The sequence below is a fragment of the Porphyromonas pogonae genome (genome assembly GCF_036320655.1).
Lineage (GTDB): Bacteria > Bacteroidota > Bacteroidia > Bacteroidales > Porphyromonadaceae > Porphyromonas > Porphyromonas pogonae.
Map to the genome: position 1 here is coordinate 2,541,465 of NZ_CP143258.1, position 17,733 is coordinate 2,559,197.

Below are 17,733 nucleotides of genomic sequence, written 5' to 3' on the forward strand. Positions count from 1 at the left end.
GAGAAATGCCATATGGAGAGTCGTATTAATCAAATACCAAAAGCCTTTTAAGGGGAGACAAAGTACTATAATTGCACAACAACAAAGTGCCCGAAAAACAACCTTTCACCTCACAAGTGTAAGGTAGCGACAGTAATATAATGTAATATCAATGGGAAGGCAAGGGAGAAACCTATATTAGGCTCTATAATACCACTTTTACTTACGAGGGAATATGCGGAGGCATGATTCTTTGATCATTTCAGCAAACTTGTGAGCAGTAGGTTTGCGGTATCCGTCCTTGGGCCTGAGCAATGACGCTTTGAGCACGGACTCCTCCCCCTTGAGCGGAATGGCTTCGAGGGATTCATGCCCCTGAATATTGAGTCTACCCAATATAGATACCCATCGTCCAGTTTCTACCAATTCCACCGCAACACTAACCTCATTGACTTCAATATGAGATCGCAAACGCACTCCCGCTTTTCTGCAAATCTTATCTACCATATTACGTGTATGAACTCCTTCGGATAGCAAGACTACGGAATAGTCGGTGAGCATCTCCGCTGTTATGAATTTGCGTTTGGCAAGAGGGTGATCCGAACTCAATATTACCATGAGAGGCACAGTGAATAGCTCTTCACACTCCACCAAAGCCATAGGCTGTGAGGGAGAATACCCTAATGCAAGATCCAGGCGATTGTCAGCAATGAGACTACTTAGTTCTATAATGGAAGGAGAGTACCTGATCACGATATGGACATCAGGATAGTCTCGAGTAAAGAGGAGTAAACACTCCATAAAGATAGGATACAAACTACTGATCACGCCTATACGGAGCTCACCTCTATAAACTCCTTGCATCCCGACCAATGCCTGCACTCCTGCCTGGGCCTGCTCTATAGAAGCCCGGGCGTAAGGCAGGAACAACTCGCCCATCTCGGTGAGATACACATTGTGGCCTATACGCTCAAAAAGCTGTACACCCAGCTCAGCCTCCAGGTTCTTTATACTGAGAGAAAGAGTGCTCTGTGTAATAAACAGTTGTTTAGCAGCCTCAGTGAAATTGAGATACTCAGAGAGCTTTACGAAATACCTTAATGTAGTCAGTTCCATTGGCAAAATCAATCATTTCTATAAAAACAAATCATTATACAAATATAAGAGACGGGATGAGAAAACAATATATTTGCAGTGACAATTTCACGTATTATGATGAAAGGAAGAAGTACAAACGAACTACTACGCCGCTATATATCATTTGTGATCTCGCTTTTCGTGGTCGCTTTCGGCACCTCGCTCGCCATACGAGCCAATCTCGGGTCTTCACCCATCTCATGTCCGCCCTACGTATTGAGTTGTATTCCGGGCGCACGGTTTACTTTAGGTGAATATACCTTTTTCATGCATATCATCTTTGTTGTAGTACAAATCATAGTGCTGAGGAGGAACTATGACCCCATACAACTACTCCAACTTGCAGTGGGACTCCTTTTCGGCGTATATACCGATTTTACTATGTGGCTTACTGCTCCTTTACAATGGAGCAATACGATACTGGGCTATTCACTCCGCTGGGGACAATTGGCTCTCGGGGGTAGCATTCTGGCTTTTGGCATAGCATGGGAAGTGCGTTGCAATGTGTTGATGTTGGCGGGAGAGGGATTTCCCGCAGCCTTTGCCAAGGCTTTGAAAGTAGATTTCGGTAAAATAAAGATATTCACAGATACAGGGCTGGTGCTCATAGGTATTGCTTTTTGTTTCGCTTATCTGGGTAGGTGGCACTGGGAGCTTATCGGCATAGGCACATTGTTTTCTATGTTTTTTGTAGGAGCTATGGTAAGGGTTTTCGCCCCTCGTATAGGTTGGTTAGACGTATTTATGGTAGATACGAAACATCCTGCACAAACCATCAGTGCTACTCATCCGGCCAATCAATGGCACACAGTGGTAACCATATCTCGTGAATACGGAAGCGGAGGACACGAGATCGGGCTCAAACTGGCAAAGAAGCTCGGCTATTCCTTCTACGATAGCGACATCATACGTGATACAGCCCGTTTACTCGGCTATTCGTATGAAGAGGTCAAAGAAACAGAGCAGAATATATCTACGCCGCAATTACTCGAACTTATCTTTACCGGTAAGGAGATACCGCTGAGTATGAGCCCGTCACCGGCAGACAGGATATTTGTTACTGAGAGCAATCTCATCCGCTCTCATGCGTTGAAAGACAATTGTGTGATTGTAGGACGTTGTGCGGATAGTGTACTCAAAGACAACCCTCATTGCTTCCGTGTCTTTGTAAGATGCGATGAAGACAAAGCAATAGAAAGAGTGAAAACATACGAACATCTCAATGACAAAGAGGCTCGCGAAGCCATAGAAAAGACCAATCATGCAAGATCTAACCACTACTGGCAATACACTGGTAAACATTGGGGAAATCTCGACAACTACGACTTAGTTATCAACAGTACTAATATCTCTACGGATACTGCCGTGAGAATGATAGGGGAAGCACTGAAAGAAGATCACAAGACAACTATAGCTCCAGTAAAAACAGTACTTCCTGTAACGGCCGCAACTCCGGCCGTTTCTTAGCCTTAGATCATTACCTCCCTCTTATCCCTAAGAATATACATAATCTATATGGCAACACCTTTATTCAGGGGATAAAAAGAAAAGTCATTTAGCCGGGTAGGCTAAATGACTTTTCGCTTGGAGCGGAAGACGGGACTCGAACCCGCGACCCTAACCTTGGCAAGGTTATGCTCTACCAACTGAGCTACTTCCGCATTTTACATTGCTCAAGAAGGAGATATTCCCCTTTCAAAAGCAATGCAAATATAGGGTCAAATTCTGAATTACACAAGCGTTTTGTAAAGTTTTTGGTGTTAATCAGACGAGACTAATTATTCTCTAAGGAATTTATGGGTGTACCTCAGCATATTCTCCAAAGCATTTACAAGCTCATGAGATTCTTGTAACGTATTGAGGTATACCAATGAGATCTTGAGACTGTCCTTAGAGTGTTGTATTCTTTCGAGCTGACGGTGACGTAGCTCGGACAAGTCATGGTGCAATTCATTGCAATACTGTCCCAAATAATTCAAATCTCCCAACACATCACTTTCAAGATAATCTTGCGATACTTTGATAAAATCGACAATCTTGTCACGCACGGGCAAGAACTCCGATACACACTCTGGAGGCATAGGATTGAAGTTATTATCTACATGTTCTTTACAAGGCTCATCGATGCGTTTGAGACAGAAGATCATCTGCTCACAGTTGTTGGAAGCCAAGTGAAACCATGTATTCTTCTCCATCACCAATTCCTCATCTATCTTACGAAGCCCCAGTGTTTCCTTACGGCGTATTACTTTGCGCATCTCCCGTTGTTGATTGAGCTTATTGAGTGATTTTCTCAAAGCTCTTACATCTTCATTGATAAAGCCATTGGTTATACGCAGGTAGTTTTTGGAGATAAAGGAAAGAAGCTCTACATCACTTTGTCTGATATGCTGGCTAAGGAGGCTCCATATTTCCTTGCTGTCTTTAGAAGCCATCATATCCATAAACAGATCGTCCTTCTTTTCTTTCTTCTTTTTCTTATCAAAACGCTTGTTGCTTGAGAAAAGGATAAACACTGCCAACGCAAGCATAATAACCATAGCTACCGGACCACCAAAATTGATGATCATAGCTATCAGGAAGCATAAGATAAAGGCTGCACCTGCGGTAATAAACCAACCTCCGATAACGGAAAGTACACCTGTAATACGGAATACAGCACTCTCACGGCTCCATGCTCTATCTGATAGAGATGTACCCATTGCTACCATGAATGCGACATAAGTAGTAGAGAGTGGCAACTTGAGTGAAGTACCTCCCGCAATGAGAAGTCCGGCCAAAACAAGATTGATAGAAGCCCTTACCAAATCAAAGGCTCCTCCTTTTTCTATAATTACATCTTCTTTGCAGAATCTGCGATCAATCCATTTTGCCGCTTTGGGAGGGATAGCCTTATTGATACCATTGGCCAAATTCATAGAGAATCGCACCAAACTACGAGCCATGCCCGAGGATCCGAACATCTCCTCGCCGTCGCCCTGACGGGAAAGATCCACAGATGTTTTCACCACAGCCTGAGCTTTTTTGGATTTTACCAAAGCAAACACCATGATAGCACCGGCAATCAAAAGAAAACCTATCGGGGTACGTGCAGGATCGTTGAGCGAAGTCATCAGGTAGGTATCATAGTTGCCCCCGCCGTTTTGCATATAATCCGTGTAAGAAGAGAAGCCAGCCAAAGGAACCCCGATGAAGTTGACCAAGTCATTACCTGCAAAAGCCATAGCCAATGCAAAGGTGCCCAATAGCACAACGACCTTGAACACGTTTACCTTCATCCAATGCAACAATTGCATCAGCACGGTAAATATGACAAAAGAGTATAACACAATCATGAGTGTGTTACCCTGTATCCAGGTATTAGCCTCTGCTGTCATAAATGAGGCACTGCTAAGTCCCTTTATGAGCATAAAGTAGATAATAGTAGTGGTAGCCAGTCCTCCGAATATACCGATAAACCACTTCTGGGTCTTCTTATAATTAAAAGTAAAGACAAGACGTGTCATCCACTGCACTACCATACCGAAGAAAAATGCGATGGCTATCGATAAGAAGATACCTATAATAACGGACAAAGCTTTCTCGGTGTTTAATAGATCTTGCATGTGAAGACCATTATCCGGAGAAAGCTTATGCAACGCCATAAAGAACGAACCACCTAATAACTCGAAGACAAGCGAGACTGTGGTAGACGTAGGCATCCCTAACGAGTTGAACAAATCCAGCAGTATTACATCTGTTATCATCACTGCCAAAAAGATAACCATGATCTCATAAAAGGTATAATGCTCGGGACGGAATATGCCGTGACGAGCTATTTCCATCATACCATTACTAAGGATGGCTCCTAAAAATATTCCAAGCGCAGCAATAATGATGATGGTTTTGAATGATGCTGCTTTGGATCCGATTGCAGAATTAAGAAAGTTTACTGCATCGTTACTTACCCCTACTATGAGATCGAATATAGCAAGAATAAACAGAAAGGTAATAATACCGCCAAATACTGTTTCCATAAAATGAGTAACAATGTAACTCTAAGATTTTAATTTCAAGTTTCTGATGCAAATATAAGAAGGATATTTAAAGCTGGAAACACAATTACAGTTATATCATAGAATAAACTTAAAAAAATGGTTGAATAAATCACGCAGTGTGGTTATAGGGATGCTTCCAATATGCATTCGTGACATGAATATCAACATTATCAATGGTATGATTAGCATTAACTATTATTTTTTTTGTAATTTCCCATACAATCTTTTAGCAGCGGGAGGCTGTTATAGGCATAAAAACAAACAAAACAATATATATGTACAAAAAATCGGATATAGGCCTCATCGGTCTTGCAGTAATGGGCGAAAATTTAGCGCTGAACATGGAGCGCAACGGGTTCAAGGTATCAGTATACAACAGACCGCATATTGGGGGTGAAAACCCCACCGATCGTTTTATGAATGACCGTGGCAAGAATAAAAACTTCGAAGCATTCACGGAGATACTGGAGTTTGTGGCTTCACTAGAGTCTCCTCGTAAAATTATGATGATGATCAGGGCAGGTAAACCGGTAGATATGGTTATTGAGCAACTACTCCCCCTACTCGAACCCGGAGATATTGTCATCGATGGCGGAAACTCCAATTATGAAGATACCGAAAGGCGCGAACTTGAACTCCGCGAAAAGGGTGTGTTTTTTGTAGGTACAGGAATATCGGGTGGAGAAGAAGGCGCTCTCAACGGCCCATCCATTATGCCCGGTGGAGCGGAAGAAGCTTGGCCCCATATCAAACCTATATTCCAAAAGATAGCAGCCAAGGCGGAAGATGGCGAACCATGCTGTACATGGATAGGAAAAGGCGGTGCCGGACACTTTGTAAAGATGGTGCACAACGGTATCGAATACGGTGATATGCAACTTATAGCCGAAGCTTACGGGCTGATGAAGAGCTTGTACAATATGAGCAATGATAAGATGTCCGAAGTATTTACTCACTGGAATAAGGGTAAATTGGATAGTTATTTGGTGGAGATCACAGCTCACATCCTCAACCACCGTACTATCAACGGCACTTTCCTTCTCGATGAAATCCTCGACACTGCGGGGCAAAAAGGCACAGGCAAATGGTCTGTAATAAGTTCTCTCGAGTTTGGCGTACCCCTCAATCTGATATGCACAGCTGTATATGAGAGAAACATCTCGGCTCTGAAAGACCTGCGCCTCGAAGCTGCCGCAGCTTACATACGAGAACATCGCGACCACAAAGTAAGTGAAGAAAGGATACAAGAGATGCACGACTCCCTATACGCATCCAAACTGGTATCTTATGCTCAAGGATTTCAATTACTCACCGAAGCTTCCGCTGCCAAAGGTTGGAATCTTGATCTTGCAGCCATAGCTCGCATATGGAGGGGAGGATGTATTATAAGATCAGTATTTCTAAATAGGATTTCCGACGCCTATGTCAATAATCCCCTACTCCGTCACCTACTCCTCGACGAATATTTCAAATCAGAGATCATCAATGCCCTCCCGGCTTGGAAAAATACAGTAGCGGAAGCGGCCAAGAGCACTTTGCCTGCCCCAGCCTTCTCTTCGGCTCTAAACTATTTTTATTCTCTGTCAAGTGAAAGGCTTTCGGCTAATATGTTACAAGCACAACGCGACTATTTTGGAGCGCACACTTTCGAAAGAATAGATAAACCCAGAGGAGAATTTTTCCATGAAAACTGGACAGGTATCGGCGGGGACACAAAATCAACCAACTATAACGTGTAAAAATCATGCAGCAATCGACATTTAAAATGCCCGAAAGTTTGGTATTGGTTATTTTCGGAGGCTCAGGTGATCTTACGAAAAGGAAACTGATACCTTCGTTATACCAACTCTATAAAAACGGCAAAATGCCTGAGAGATTTAGTATCCTTGGATTGGGGCGCTCAGCATTTGAACAAGAAAAGTTCATCCTGCATCTTGATGAAGGTCTCAAGACTTACCTTGACAAAAAAGAGTATCAAGCCAAGACTGCCAAGGAGTTTCTACGGCACATTGAATATCTGGAGATGGATCCTTCCGATCTTTCTCAATACAATCGCTTGCAGACATCTCTTGATATGCTTGACAAGAAGATTGATAATCCGGCAAATTATATCTTTTATCTGGCAACCCCTCCATCGCTTTACGGTGTAATACCCAAGCACCTCAAAGCTATAGGTCTCAACAAATGTACCTCGACAGAGAAAACAAAGTCCGGCAGAAAGAAAACATGCGAAAGTATCCGGCGTATTGTCATTGAAAAACCTTTCGGTCATGATCTTAAGTCAGCTCTTGAACTCAACAAGATCTATAAAAGTGCATTCAATGAAAATCAGCTTTATCGTATAGACCACTTTTTAGGCAAAGAAACAGTCCAAAATATCATGGCTTTGAGGTTTGCCAATGGCATCTTTGAACCTCTATGGAATAGAAATTATATCGAAAGAGTGGAGATTACGGCAGTAGAAAATATGGGAGTAGAAAGCCGAGGAGGATTTTATGACCAAACGGGGGCGATGAGAGACATGGTACAAAATCATCTTTCACAATTGGTAGCACTCACGGCAATGGAGCCGCCGGTACAGTTTAATGAAGAACTTTTTCGAAATGAAGTCGTGAAAGTGTATCAATCTTTTAGGTCGTTAACACCGGATGACATTAGTAAAGATGTGGTAAGAGGACAATACACTGCTTCCAAATGGAAAAATGAACAACACAAAGGCTATCGGGAAGAGGATAAAGTGTCGGACAAAAGCCGCACAGAGACATTCTTGGCAATGAAACTCTTCATTGACAATTGGAGATGGCAGGGCGTTCCCTTTTACATCCGCACAGGCAAAATGATGCCTACCAAAGTATCGGAAATAGTAATACACTTCAAACAGACTCCGCACCTTGTATTCGGGCTCAAAGATGGAAGCGCAGTATCTAACCAACTTATTATAAGACTTCAACCCAATGAAGGTATAGTACTCAAGTTTGCCGTAAAAGTGCCGGGATCGGGATTCGAGGTAAAAAAGGTGTCTATGGACTTTACCTACGATCAGCTTGGTGGAGTACCCTCCGGTGACGCATACTCAAAATTACTTGAAGACTGCATGCTTGGAGATCCTACACTATTTACCCGGAGTGATGCGGTAGAAACAAGCTGGAATTTCTTTGACCCCATTTTGCAAGAATGGAGCAAGAATAAGAAGATCCCCCTATATGGATATCCCGCAGGTACATGGGGCCCTCCGGAAAGCAGTCATATCATTGAAGAAGGCAAAGTGCACGAATGGACAAATCCCTGCAAGAACCTGACTAACTCAGATTTATACTGCGAATTATGATAGTAAAACATTTTATAAACAAGAAGGAAGTTGCTCTCAACATAGCACAAGAAGTATTTTTAAAGATGTCACACCAAGGAGTGACACGTATAGCTATTTCCGGAGGCTCAACCCCAAAACTCCTTTTTGAGATACTGTCAACAGCTCCCTTTAAAAATAATATCCGGTGGGAGAATATTCACCTTTTTTGGGTGGATGAACGTTGTGTCTCTCCCGATGACGCCGAAAGCAATTACGGCATGGTGGCAAAAACACTCTTAAGACATATAGTTATACCTATAGAAAATATACATCGGATCAGAGGGGAAGCAGAGGATATATCCGCAGAAGCAAAGCGATGCTCTGAAGAGGTACTTGCAAACAGCAAAACCAACCGCCAATCATCTACCCTTTTTGATGTTGCCCTCATGGGGATGGGAGAGGACGGTCACACCGCATCAATATTTCCGGATCAAATGTATCTGCTCAATAGCAAAAAAATCTATGAAATAAGCAGGCATCCGCAAAGTGGACAAAGTAGAATAGGACTTACCGGAGAGGCTATTCTTAACTCTAATAAGATTATATTTATGATTACCGGAAATGAAAAAAAAGATCTTCTAATGCAAGTATTATCGGATCCTACAAGCACGGATCGATATCCGGCTGCGAATATTATGTACAAGGCAAAAGACTTAGAAATATACACAGACATAGCTGTAGGATAAACCTTATACTACTGCCATCATGACATAGTTCCTAAGTTTTTTACACTCACAAAGAATAAGGACTGACTTTTGTAATAAAAGTAAATCCTTTAATTTTCCATCTATAAGCGTTACCAAATAACCGGAAATACCTGATATATCAGGACAAAAGTTTTGTCGTATCAAAACGATTGTCCTGATACGACGAAACGTTCGACTTGATACGATAAAACGGTTGACTTGTCGTATCAGAATTTCAAGCTATAATTATATCGTCAGGTATCAAAATAAGTATATCTGAATAAATGTCTAAGAATATTTAGTAATGATTTCCCACTATGCAAATTAGCCCTGAAAAAATCAGGGCTAATTTATTATCAAGTTGATCAATATACCCCTTGGGGAATATTGGACGTGTAAATATTTATTTTTTTGAGACCGTTGCATAGCAGGCAAATTGCTTCGTTGCTTGCGAGATTCGCGCTTGGTCATTTACCTGAAGTAAACTCCCTGCGCACTCACTCTTATCGCCTTGCACTTTACCCTCTCTGCCCGGTCAAAGTGTCTTTTGTCGGCTTTGCCTCCAAAATCCACGAGACTGTTGACTTTTGCAACAGCCTCTTTTTACTGTGCTGTACCTTGAATAATACCATCAAGCAGTTCCTTGATATTATCAGAAGAAGGCATTGGGCCTTTCATCTTCGCAATCTTAAAGTTTTTATCTATAATAACTACCCTTGGAACTCCTATAATATTATAGTCTTTAAGTTTATTTCTGTTGATATTCCACTGTTCTCCATCGGCTTTGCGACTTTCAACACTCTGCTTCCATTCATTTATTTTATCATCAATAGATAAAGAGATAAATACAATATCTTGATTGTCTTTATATAGCTCTTTTAACTTCTCAAATTGGGGCATTTCTTTCATACAAGGACCACACCATGTAGCCCACATATCGACAAAAATAACTTTACCTTTAAACTGATCAAGACGTTGTTCCTTGCCATTAATATCCATTGCCGTAAAGTTCAACGCATTATCACCATCTCCAAACGCAACAAGATTCTCATATACTTTCTCCAGAGTCTTGCGATATTTATCAGACGTTATTTGTTTAAATTTATCTTGACCATACTTTTTCACATCAGCTTTATTATCAAAGCCGGTCAAATCATAAAATATTTCAGAAGCTTTGTACCACTGGGTTAGAGTTTTCACCTCTGGATTACCTGCTTGATTTCCCTTTATAATAAGAGGGACTATATCTTGATAGACTTCTAATTGTAAGTATTTTGAGTTAGCGAAATCTTTGACATAGGTGTTTATTGTATGATCAGATAATTTTGCGATTTCCTCTCTCATCTTTGGAATTTCAGACTCAGGCTTACCGGTCTTATAAAAATAATAAGCAAGTAAATTGTCTCCCAAGCTATTCACAATATCTGCTTTAATACGAGCTTTCTCCATGTCTATAAACTCTTTCGACAGATTTTTACGAGCAAGCAAATCTTGTTCTCTATTCTTCCCTTGCTGCAATACATACTCCAATGTTGATGGTAGATCTTTTTGGATATTGATTCCTCCAAATAAGAAAGAGCCTGCTTTAGGAAAAGGAGTTGCCTTTAAGTAATCATTAGCTTCACTTCCTTTTCCTTTGAATACTCCTACAGCAGGATCTTCATAATTAACTTCAATTTGTAAATTATCATTAGGACTAAGATAAAGAATATTTCTGCCCAAACGGAAGTAAGCAGGGTGCTTTAGTGGAACTTTTAATGTGAAATTACCATTATCATCCACTTCTATAGCTATTTTTTCACTATCATTTAATTCAAACTTACTGAGGTCATTGATAGGCATAAGCAGTGGTATTTTGCCAAAGCCCTGAAGTTTGCCACTTATAATGGCTTCGGGTGTTTTACTCTGACAATGTCCCGGCAGTAATACTATTACTGATATGCACATCAGCAATAGTGTTTTTTTAACAATATTGTTAATCATATGTATTTATTGTATATTTTAATTATCCATAAAGAAACAAAAAGTAAGTTCATAGCGTCTTTACTTATTCTCCATAAGATGTGGTAATAGCTATTATATTGGTTATGAAATTTATTCCCTTTTAAATAATAGTCTATATAAGATTCAATTTTTATATTGAAAGTTCATTAGTAATAGTAACAGGATTCTCTGTGGAGAAGTTATTAAACTTATATCGTCATAAATTCAGTTTATATTTCTATTATGTATATACGTTTAAATGCTCCAATATATTGTAATCAAGACTAAAATAGTAGCATCCTTAAGAGACAGAGACTTTAGAAAAATCTGATGTAATGTAAGAATAGCTCTATCAATAAACTCTCTATTGAATGTGAAAATCCCTACTCCTTGATTATCTTGTCAAAAAAGTAGGGATTTTGGAAAATCCGAAATACCTTATAAATACGCCGGATATTTATGGAGTCACAGTATCAAACACATTATTTATTCACCGCATCACGCACAGCATTATAGAGATCTTCTCCACGAAGTGATTTTGCTAATATTTTACCCTCAGGATCCAGCAAAATGATTTCTGGAATACCTTGAATATTATACTGTTTAAAGATATTGCTTTTTTCTTCTGCTGACAGTAATATATTATCCCAAATCATTCCATCGTGCTTAATTGCCTCAAGCCAAGCATCTTTTTCATGATCAGAAGATACACTAAGCACGACAAAATTTTTGTCTTTAAACTCCTTATATGTTCTTAGTATATTGGGCGATTCTGCCCTACACCATGTGCAGTAGCTTGACCAAAAATCAATCAATACATACTTGCCTTTGAAATCACTAAGTTTAACTTCTTTTTCATCAGGAGTCGTACCTTTGATATCAGGAGCAACTTGACCAACAGCACTAACAGCGGAGGCTTCAAGAGCCTCCACGAGTTTCTTATAGTAAGAACTTTCCTTTGCTTCTTTATCAAAAGAGTCTATATATTTCTTGGCGTTATTTATAGCCTCCATAGAGTTAAAGCTCTTGGTCGGAAACTTGTATGAATAAGCAAGGAAAAGTCCAAATAAATCTTTTCTGTCATTTAGAGCTGTTTCTAAAGCCCATTTATTAGCATCAGTCATTGCTTTGTCATAATAAGGAGCACTCTCCTCCTTGATTCTCATCATCGTAATAGTATCTTGACGCTTCTTCGCTTCAAAAAAGATATTATCTAAAGAATCTAAAAGAGGTTTATTCATGATACTATCTTTACTGTGAATAAAACTCATATATTCATCTTGGATAGGAAGACCGGTAACTTCCGTGGCTTTAGGATTGCCAAATTGATCTTTATCAATCTTAATCGTCATATTTCCTTTACCCAAGAAACAATAAATAACATTATCATAAGGTGAATACTCGCCCTTGAATGCCAGACCATATAATTCGGTGGGAATGGTGTCATTATGATATTCAAAAGTGCCGTTAATTACATCTATCGAGTCAATGGCCTGATATGGTAGATTATAGTCGGTAAGGACTCTGCATACATACAATTTTGATATATCAAAGCCTTTGACCTCTCCTTTCAGAATAAGCTTATCCGGAGCCTTTTGTGTACATGATGCCACTAAGAATAATAGTGGGCACAAAACTAAAATTAATTTCTTCATTATAATTAAATATTATTGAATATTTATCTAAATCCTTTAAGTGTGTTATCCTTACCTTTCATTAGGCTTCATATTCTTATTAAAGTTTAACACTTTAATCGGAATAGGGAAAATATATTTAGGGGAGTTGGGTTCTAATTTATATTCTTTAGAACCAACTTTGTGAACTATTGTTTTCGCAAACTTAGGATCATTGTTCAGTCTCTTAAGGTCTATGAGTCGAAAGCAGCCATTCATCACCAACTCTCGTCTGCGTTCATCTAGAACAAGTTTTAAGGCTTCCTCATTTGTATTCGCAGTAAGAGGTTTATTATTGAGAATACGATTGTCCCGAAGCTTGTTGATTAGTTCCAGAGCTCTTTCCTTCGATCCGATGCGAGCCTCGCATTCTGCAGCAATAAGATAGATCTCAGGTGTTGCTATTGAAGTATTAAGACTAAGATAAGGCAACCACACATAATATTTTGCAGGAACATTAAATGGCTTATTTGAAAAATAAAGAAGAAATCTTTTATCATTATCCTTATCGTAAATGTTAATCAAGTCCTCCGATGCACATATATAACCACTTAAGCCAAAGATATAAGGAGCTAATCTAATAAATATGTTCTCTTTATTATCTCTATCCTCAGGAATATCCAACCGCCCTATTGCTGCGGTAGGGTTAACGACATCATATTTCTTGATATCCAATAAGAAAGAGTTTTTTTCCAGTGATTTATTAGCATACTTTAAAGCTTCTGTATAATTTCCCATGTACAGATACATACGGGAAAATATTCCATCACCTACCGGCATAGATGCCCTAAATACATTACCTTTAGGCGTTTCAGGTAAATACTTTAGAGCTTCTTTCATATCCTTTTCTATCTGAATATAAACATCCTTTACAGAAGCTCTGGTAAGATTACCCTTGGTGACATCAGTGTCAAGTATCAAAGGTACACCCGGATCCTTATCTGCTGTTTGGGGGTTATAATGCTTGGCATAAGCATTGACCAAAGTAAGATATTCAAAAGCACGCCCCATCAAAGCTTCAGCCTTTATAGAGAGTTTTTCTTTTTCAGTCCCATCTTTGGAGTTCATTATATTTTCAATCACAACATTGTAATTATACAATCGATTATAGGAAAGGTTCCATATAGGATCCTCCTCGGAAGGTCCAAAGGTCTCGGATTTGAATGTATATAGGTTTGTAACATTCTTTTCCAAAGAATTGAGAGCAGGAACATTCCCCTCTCCTTTTTCCGGAAGAAAAGCATCATCCGTCATGTAAGAAGGATAGCAATCAGAGGCCTTAGTCAAGTCAGGGTTATTGAGTAATTGTTCGTACTCTTGAATGTATTTAGGAATAGTAATTCCTTTAGGTTTAATATCAAGAAATTTATCACATGAAGATGTAATGAATAATGTCAATATTGCTACCCCTCCGGTGATACAATAATTAATTATTTTAGTCATAATGAGTGTGCTTAAATTACAAGTTTACTGATACGCCAAACGAATATCTCGGTGAGACAGGCAATGTTCTTCGTGAATCTCCACCAGAATAAGAATATGCTTCCGGATCCAGGCCCTTTTTATTTCTAACCCACTTAAATGGATTATCAATTTGGAATCTAATAGTCATACCTCCAATTCCCCAATTACTGATCAATTGATTTGGCAAGGAGTAAGACAATGTAATATCTCTTAATCTTATATAGTCACCTTTCACAACATGTTTGTCAGCACTGCTCCACATCAATGAGGCTTCTTGTGAAATATATGCTCCTTTTATTCCGGGAAACGCATCCGGGTTCTTTTCATCACCAGGCTGCTTCCACATATTTAAGACATCTTTTGTTAGATTAGCCGAAGGGCCATTACTTAGATAGGGAGCAACAGGATTACGTAAAACATGCCCTCCATAGAACATAAAAGAGAAAGATAATCCCCATTCTTTATAACGGAAATCATTGAAAAAACTACCGGTCCATGGTGGAATTGTTGTTCCTGAATACACCAAGTCATCTACAGAAGTGATATAGTCAACTTTTTCCCCATCCTTAGTATACGCCAAGGGAGAGCCATCTTCAGCACTTAGGCCTGCATAACGAAAACTGAAAATACTACCAACCGGATAGCCTGTAACCTCTGTAGGAGTTGCTGCATAGCTGAAGACTATTTTATTGGCATTTTGCACATCCAACAGCTTATTCTTATTATAACTTAGATTAAGCCTTGAACCCCAGTAAAAATCTGAGCAATCAAAATTGATAGTATTCAATGAAAACTCAATTCCGGAATTAGACATCTTACCATAGTTAAGAGGTAATTTATCCCAGCCAAGTGTGGGATCCGCTTCTCGATTGCCCAACAAATCTGTTGAATATTTATAGTAATAATCAAAACTTCCGCTAATACGCGACTTGAAGAAAGAAAAATCCAACCCCAAATTAGTTGTTGCTGTTTTTTCCCATCGAAGAGTAGGGTTAGGTGGATTATCAATCACCATGTAAAAAGCATCTGTCATAGGACCATATGAGGGACCTCTAAAGGTTAGAAACGGGCCTGCCCCTTTAGGAACATTCCCACCAATACCATAAGTTGTTCGCAACACAAGGCGATCCAAGAATTCTGTACCCTTCATAAAATCCTCGTTGGTAATATTCCAACTCCCGCCCAATGACCATAAAGGTCGGTATTGGAACTTAGGATCAGTACCGAATAGGTTAGACTGGTCAATACGAATACTTCCTGTCAAGCTATACTTATTATCATAACTATAAGAAGCATTTCCATAAAAAGAAACAAATCGATCTTCAAGATGACCTACTCTATTGTTACTCAACATATCAAAAGAAAATTCCCCGGAAACGGCTTCAGTTTTTCTAAGGACACTTAAATCAATACCATTGTAAGGTTTACTTGCCAAATTGTCATCATCATACCCCAATAAGTATAGATTTGATGATGTAGTAAGTATTCTACGCCTTTCAGCTCCAGCTAAAGCCGTAATAACGTGTTTGTCAAAGGTATTATTATAATTGACTTGAGCACGTAAAGTATAGGCCGAAAAATCACTTCTGATTTCATGCAATTGACCACCTTCCGGGATATTCAATATATACTTGTTTTTTTCTTTATCGAAAGTAGTCGCATCATTGATCATGTTATTGACCATATATGAATCTTTGTCATATAGTTTCTTATCCTTTGAGCTGGAGGTCTCTAACTGATAACGTAATTCAAAGTTTAACCCTTTAATTATATCAAAGAATAATCCCGCATTAACTCTGTAATAATTATTTCTATCCAAAGAGGTTTCTTTTGACTTATTCAAAAGAGGATAATAATGCTCATTGCGCAAGCCAAGTTTTATTAGGCGTTCAAGCTCTGAATCGGACTTCTTTGAGGGCATTTCCATAGGATTGTTTTCACCATCTCTGAGCATATAATACGAAGGGTTTCGAACGATTAGAGAATAAGCATCATCCATACCTATATCTGCTGAACGCCTATCAAAATTTCCGTTTACACTTAAATCAGCTCTAAACCATTTATAGAACTCCATCATGTTTCTTACAGAGAAACCCAATGATTGATTATTGGAGAACTTACTATTGGGTAATTCTTGATTGTAATTAAGTGTTGCTGCATATCTATGTTTAGCATTCCCTCCGGTTATAGAAAGATTGTGCTGTTGCATGATCCCGGTTCGGAGTGTTTCTCTCCTGATCTGATCACGATTATCCAGACTCCTATAGGTGTTCAATTCCTGTTCAAGTTGTTTGTCTGTAATAAGATTACTTTTATGCTTATACAGTGAAAGTAACAGAGGATTTCTTCCATAGCGAAGATTAAGCGACTCATATTTCCCAGGTAAAAATTTAAATCCATACATTTGTAAATCAACCAAATCTTTACTGTCAATAAGATTGAGATACCCAAATTTAGGCTCGGGGGTAAAGCGAACGGTGCCATCATAAGACACATGAACTTTTTCGTCCTGTGATCCGGTGATAGTGCTCACAACGATAACACCATTAGCGGCCCTCGCTCCATATATTGAAGCAGCAGCAGCATCTTTAAGAACAGTAATATTTTCAATTGTCGAAGGATTTATGAGAGACAAGTCTTCGCTTGCCATAGGCATACCGTCAACTACAATCAAAGGAGCTCTACTGTCGGCCCTAATAGACGAAACACCTCTAATGAGTAAATACTTATCATTTATAAGCAATCCGGGAACTTGCCCTTCCAGCCTTGATGTGATATTAGGCTGAAGTTTCATCTTCAATGTTTTGGGAGTAACAATCGCATAAGAACCGGTTGCTCTCTCTTTCGATATTTTCTGATATCCGGTTACAACGACTTCATCTAACATTTCATTAGATGAAACTAATACAATGCTATAGTCATTCTTATTTGTGATGATGACTGTTTTGGGTTTTGAACCCACACATGAAATGAGCAGCGTTTTTTCTTTAGGAGTCAGATATAATTCAAACTTACCATCAATGTCTGTTGGCACAGCACGGTTGGTTTCTTTGATTCTAACAGATGCGCCAATAACTTTATCTCCATTTTCGTCAGTTACAACACCGGTAATTTTTCGTCCTTGAGGATTTTGTGGAAGGCCGTGATCTTTTGGTATAAGGGCGTACAAGCCGGACACTTCAGTGGCAGATAATCTTACAGGAATAGCTACCACAACTAATAATAATGCCAAAAACACAAGACCGTGGCTGCGGTTAAAGAGATCAAATCGCTTGATGCAATAAGGATTAATGTTTCTCATAAGTTTATTTTTTGAAAAAACGAGTAGTATGCATACTTCTACTTGGCAACTACTCTCTATCTATTGTGAAAATTCTATCTATAATATAGTAAAAACTCTATCTAGTCGTCCCTTAAAATCGTAT

At 39.2% G+C, this 17,733-nt stretch carries 11 protein-coding genes and 1 tRNA gene; 4 read left to right on the forward strand and 8 right to left on the reverse strand.

What is annotated here, in order from left to right; translation table 11 throughout:
- Window positions 1-198 precede the first annotated feature (198 nt).
- On the reverse strand, window positions 199-1,095 hold the full coding sequence (locus VYJ22_RS10125; RefSeq protein WP_329903921.1) for a LysR substrate-binding domain-containing protein: 897 nt from the start codon (window positions 1,093-1,095) through the stop codon (window positions 199-201).
- 96 nt (window positions 1,096-1,191) lie between these two features.
- On the opposite strand from VYJ22_RS10125, the gene VYJ22_RS10130 reads away from it, so the two are divergent.
- Window positions 1,192-2,583: a cytidylate kinase family protein gene (locus VYJ22_RS10130; RefSeq protein ID WP_329903922.1), complete on the forward strand. Its 1,392-nt coding sequence runs from the start codon at window positions 1,192-1,194 to the stop codon at window positions 2,581-2,583.
- Window positions 2,584-2,701: 118 nt separating this feature from the next.
- On the opposite strand, the gene VYJ22_RS10135 is transcribed toward VYJ22_RS10130, so the two are convergent.
- Together VYJ22_RS10135 and VYJ22_RS10140 are read right to left on the reverse strand one after the other, a co-directional pair.
- Window positions 2,702-2,777 (reverse strand) — tRNA-Gly (locus tag VYJ22_RS10135).
- Window positions 2,778-2,894: 117 nt separating this feature from the next.
- Complete coding sequence (locus VYJ22_RS10140; RefSeq protein WP_329903923.1) at window positions 2,895-5,132, reverse strand: inorganic phosphate transporter; 2,238 nt, start codon at window positions 5,130-5,132, stop codon at window positions 2,895-2,897.
- A gap of 296 nt (window positions 5,133-5,428) precedes the next feature.
- Between VYJ22_RS10140 and gnd the strand changes: the two genes are divergently transcribed.
- The 3 genes from gnd to pgl are packed head-to-tail and all read left to right on the forward strand — an operon-like array spanning window position 5,429 to window position 9,188.
- Window positions 5,429-6,892: a decarboxylating NADP(+)-dependent phosphogluconate dehydrogenase gene (gene gnd / locus VYJ22_RS10145; RefSeq protein WP_329903924.1), complete on the forward strand. Its 1,464-nt coding sequence runs from the start codon at window positions 5,429-5,431 to the stop codon at window positions 6,890-6,892.
- 5 nt (window positions 6,893-6,897) lie between these two features.
- Entirely contained in the window at window positions 6,898-8,481 is a 1,584-nt protein-coding gene (zwf, locus tag VYJ22_RS10150; RefSeq protein WP_329903925.1) for a glucose-6-phosphate dehydrogenase, read from the forward strand.
- Entirely contained in the window at window positions 8,478-9,188 is a 711-nt protein-coding gene (pgl, locus tag VYJ22_RS10155; protein WP_329903927.1) for a 6-phosphogluconolactonase, read from the forward strand. Before zwf ends, pgl begins: the two co-directional genes overlap by 4 nt.
- A 345-nt stretch (window positions 9,189-9,533) precedes the next feature.
- Here the strand turns inward: pgl and VYJ22_RS10160 are convergent, their stop codons facing one another.
- The 5 genes from VYJ22_RS10160 to VYJ22_RS10180 all read right to left on the reverse strand — a co-directional run bounded on the left by VYJ22_RS10160 (window position 9,534) and on the right by VYJ22_RS10180 (window position 17,609).
- Window positions 9,534-9,659, reverse strand: a complete 126-nt coding sequence (locus VYJ22_RS10160) for a hypothetical protein (protein ID WP_329903929.1) — start codon at window positions 9,657-9,659, stop codon at window positions 9,534-9,536.
- A gap of 132 nt (window positions 9,660-9,791) precedes the next feature.
- The gene (locus tag VYJ22_RS10165; RefSeq protein ID WP_329903930.1) at window positions 9,792-11,171 is read right to left on the reverse strand and encodes a TlpA family protein disulfide reductase; all 1,380 of its coding nucleotides are present in this window, start codon (window positions 11,169-11,171) and stop codon (window positions 9,792-9,794) included.
- A gap of 482 nt (window positions 11,172-11,653) precedes the next feature.
- Complete coding sequence (locus tag VYJ22_RS10170; protein WP_329903931.1) at window positions 11,654-12,826, reverse strand: TlpA disulfide reductase family protein; 1,173 nt, start codon at window positions 12,824-12,826, stop codon at window positions 11,654-11,656.
- 51 nt (window positions 12,827-12,877) lie between these two features.
- Complete coding sequence (locus VYJ22_RS10175) at window positions 12,878-14,287, reverse strand: RagB/SusD family nutrient uptake outer membrane protein (RefSeq protein WP_329903932.1); 1,410 nt, start codon at window positions 14,285-14,287, stop codon at window positions 12,878-12,880.
- A 16-nt stretch (window positions 14,288-14,303) separates the two neighbouring features.
- Window positions 14,304-17,609 (reverse strand): SusC/RagA family TonB-linked outer membrane protein, encoded by a 3,306-nt coding sequence (locus VYJ22_RS10180; protein ID WP_329903934.1) that lies wholly within the window; start codon window positions 17,607-17,609, stop codon window positions 14,304-14,306.
- Between the last annotated feature and the right edge of the window lie 124 nt (window positions 17,610-17,733).